Source organism: Acidovorax sp. GW101-3H11 (assembly GCF_001633105.1).
Lineage (GTDB): Bacteria > Pseudomonadota > Gammaproteobacteria > Burkholderiales > Burkholderiaceae_C > Acidovorax.
On record NZ_LUKZ01000015.1, the window covers coordinates 1 to 3697 of the forward strand.

Genomic DNA, 3697 nt, shown 5'->3' on the forward strand with positions numbered 1-3697 from the left:
CAAGTTGGTACCACTCCTTCCCATCCCGAACAGGACAGTGAAACGACTTTGCGCCGATGATAGTGCGGGTTCCCGTGTGAAAGTAGGTCATCGTCAGGCTCTTACAGCCCAGAAAACCCCAGTCAGTATTGACTGGGGTTTTTTGCTTTTTGCGGAACCAAAACCGCCAGTGCCTTGGTCTTCATAAGGCGCCCAGAATTGCTGAGAACCTGCGACGATGCGTGAGCTAATTCATGCCGGCATCTACCGAGTGAACCCATAAAGGCGATGACCCTTGCGGGTCAGCAATGCGGCATGCAATGCCTCAAAAGACGTTCTGAACCTCAAAACTGGCTGAGAACATGCCGGATTCTGTGTGGATTCAGACCGGTACTCGCCGCCCCTGTTCGAACACCAGCAGTTCCCCCTGGCCAAACGCTGTCCACTGCTTGTTAGAGCCGATCCAATCCTGACCACCAGTGCCAATCGAATATTGACCAGGGGCTAGAGCGGCCCCCGTGAAGGCCTGCTGTGAATAACTATAGGCTGTCTGCCTAGGTTGGTCCTCCTTTTCTTGCATCGATCTGGGCTGTTCCCGAGCCGTCAGGCGAGGCTCCTTCCTCCACAGTCTCGCTGGTCTGGCTTCCTTGACCGCCCCCGACCTTCCTCGTCTGCTCCCGCGTCTTGATGCGCCCCTTGGCTTCATGGGTGCTGTGGCGGAAGCGGTACGACTCGTTGCCGGTTTCGATGATGTGGCAATGGTGGGTCAATCGGTCCAACAAAGCCGTAGTCATCTTGGCATCGCCAAACACGCTTGACCACTCGGCGAATGTCAGGTTGGTGGTGATCATCACGCTGGTGTGCTCGTACAGCTTGGATAGCAGATGGAACAACAGGGCTCCCCCAGCCTGGCTGAACGGCAGGTAGCCCAATTCATCGAGCACGACCAGGTCCATGCGCACCAGGCTCATGGCGATCCGGCCCGCCCGCCCTTGGCTCTTCTCCTGCTCCAGGGCATTGACCAGATCGACCGTGGAATAGAAGCGCACCCGCTTGCCGTGGCGGTTCAGTCCTGAGATACCCAGTGCCGTAGCCAGGTGGGTCTTGCCGGTGCCCGGACCACCGACCAGCACCACGTTCTGCGCATCCTGCGTGAACGACAGGTCCGCCAGCTTCTGGATCAATATCCGGTCGACCTGTGAGACCTCGAAGTCGAACCCGGCCAGGTCGCGGTGCATAGGGAATCGGGCCGACTTCATCTGGTGGGCAATCGAGCGCATGGCCCGGTCGGATTCCTCGGCTTGCAGTAGGTGTTCCACCAGCCAGCGGGAAGCCGCCAGGGTGGTGTCGCCGCCTTGCTCCATCAGATCGGCCCAGGCGATGACCATGCCGTTGAGCCGCAGTGCTTTCAGTTGGGCCTGCACATCCATGGGGGTATCACGCATGGCCCACCTCCTGTCCCTCCAGGTGGTCCAGGTGCGTGGGACGCAAGCGGTCGTAACGCGCGGTGTCCGCCACGGGGATCTGGCTGAGTCGCAACGAAGTCTGCGCCTGCGCGGGGGTGATGGGATTGTTCAACCGAGCCAGCACGTTGCGCACATGCTCGACACTGATGCTGCCGCTGGGGGCCATGCCTTCGAGCACCAGTTCAACGGCGACCAAGACTGCTTCGAGCCCGGACTGCGGCACCGCTGCCAACACCTGGGCCATGGCCCGGTCGCCACCGGGATGGCGTAGCAAGGACTGGCGCAGGCGCAGCAGTGGTGCCGGCAGGTCCAGGAACGGCGTGCCGTTGCGCAAGGCGCCCGGCTTGCGCTGCACCAGCTCAATGTAATGCTGCCAGTCGTAGCTGGTCTGGCCGCTGCCCGGCAGCCGGGCATGGCTTGCCACGACGGTGTCGGCAGCCGCCACATCGATCCGGCCAGGATAGACCCGAGTGCTGACGATGTGCCCGGCCCATTCACAGGGCACGGAATAACGGTTGCGGGCAGCGGCCACCAGGCAGGTGCTGCTGACCCGGGCCAGACGCTCGACGTAGCCATCGAACGGAGCCGGCATGGACATCAGGTGGCCTTTCTCCAGCTCCCACATCTCGGCGACAGTGAACTGCCGGTGGATCGGGTGGGCGGTGTCGGCCCATACCGAGCGGCAGCGCTCGCCCAGCCAGGCGTTGAGCTCGGTGAACGAGCCAAAGCGACGTGTGGCGGCCTCAATCCATATCCGGCGTCGGCTGTCCTGCACATTCTTCTCGACCACCCCTTTCTCCCAACCCGAGGCGACGTTGCAGAAGTCAGGGTCAAACAGGTAGTGGCTGCACATGGCAGCAAAGCGGGCGTTGACGATGCGCTGCTTGCCCCGCTGTACCTTGTCCACGGCGGTGCGCATGTTGTCGTAGATGCCGCGCCGGGTGACGCCGCCCAGTGCCTGGAACGAGCGGGTATGGGCGTCGAACAGCATCTCGTGGCCCTGGCTGGGATACGCTACCAGCCAGAAGGCCCGGCTGGCGCACAGCTTCAGGTGCGCCACCTGGACGTTGTAGAACACCCCGCCGACAACCATGGCCTCGTCGCTCCAGTCGAACTGGAAGGCTTCACCGAGCTCGAAGCTCAGCGGCACGAAGGCCTTGGTGGGACTGGACACGGACTCCACGCGCCATCGGCGGATGTATGCGGTGACAGCGCTGTAGCCGCCCCGGTAACCCTGGGCCTGGATTTGGGCGAACAGGGCACGGGCGCTGCGCCGACTATGTTTAGGCCGATGGCTGTCGGTCGTGAGGGCCTGCTGCAGGGTCGACTCGAAGGCCGTGAGCTTGCCTTCCTGCTTGCCCCGCTCGTACTTTGGGACGACCTCGACGGGCGCCTTGAGCCACTTCTTGACCGTGTTACGCGACAAACCTGTGCGCTTCGCGATCTCGCTAAGGGAGAGTTGGTCGCGCAGCTTCATACGCCTGACCTTACCAATCATGTCCATGGTGATCACCTTGACTCCCTGCTGAAAGTTTCAGCAGGTCAGTGGAACACCCTGGTCAATTTTGGATTGGCACTTTATGGGTTAGCTGGTCAGTTTTGGAGTGGCACCAACAACTTGAGTTTCGGAGCAGGCCCGAAAGTGTTAAGACGCGAAATGGATACAGCGGGGGGGCTTCTCAGTTTGATGCTATTGCGATTGAAACTTTGGCTGTACTTGGGTTAAGGCCGCGTGAATTGATCCAGGCCAAACCAGATGCTATCGTTGAAAAGACCGATGTGCAAGGCCGCAAGGGGGTGTACTTTCGCATCGTTCGTGGAAAGAACAAAGCAGCGGAGCGAGATGTCCCTTTAAGCGATGGCGTTTTCGAGGCTGTAAACATCTCTCGCCTGCGTGAGATGTTGGTATGGCAAGACAATAACACCAGGGATTCTCATGGAGCTGTGTCGTCTTTAAGCACGCGATTCCGTAAGGTCACTGAGAAATATACACCCTATCAAATGAGGCACTCATGGAAGGATTTGGCCTTGGATGCTGGTATTGACTTTGAGATTCGAGAGCGCATCGTTGGGCATCGCGTGAAAGGAGTTGCAAGCATCTATGTGTCGCATCCCGGACGATTGCATAGACTCTAAACGCTATCCACTCTTCATGGCCCGAGCTGTTTTGAAGGAGTTGATAGAGTCCTTGCAATCTATCCAGGGAGTGAAGCCATGTTGATTGCCCTGCACAAGAACGCCCGCACCACTCC

The 3697-nt window shown here is 59.8% G+C and carries 3 protein-coding genes and 1 rRNA gene; 2 read left to right on the forward strand and 2 right to left on the reverse strand.

What is annotated here, in order from left to right; genetic code table 11:
* A 5S ribosomal RNA gene (gene rrf, locus A1D30_RS15780) occupies window positions 1–99 on the forward strand; the annotation flags it as partial.
* Window positions 100–533: 434 nt separating this feature from the next.
* On the opposite strand, the gene istB is transcribed toward rrf, so the two are convergent.
* Complete coding sequence (gene istB / locus A1D30_RS15785; RefSeq protein ID WP_063461690.1) at window positions 534–1424, reverse strand: IS21-like element helper ATPase IstB; 891 nt, start codon at window positions 1422–1424, stop codon at window positions 534–536.
* Window positions 1417–2949 carry an IS21 family transposase gene (istA, locus tag A1D30_RS15790; protein WP_063461691.1) on the reverse strand — a complete coding sequence of 511 codons (1533 nt, stop codon included), beginning with the start codon at window positions 2947–2949 and terminating at the stop codon, window positions 1417–1419. The genes istB and istA overlap by 8 nt, the downstream gene beginning before the upstream one ends.
* 41 nt (window positions 2950–2990) lie before the next feature.
* Between istA and A1D30_RS25555 the strand changes: the two genes are divergently transcribed.
* The gene (locus A1D30_RS25555) at window positions 2991–3581 is read left to right on the forward strand and encodes a hypothetical protein (RefSeq protein WP_131798469.1); all 591 of its coding nucleotides are present in this window, start codon (window positions 2991–2993) and stop codon (window positions 3579–3581) included.
* Window positions 3582–3697 lie beyond the last annotated feature (116 nt).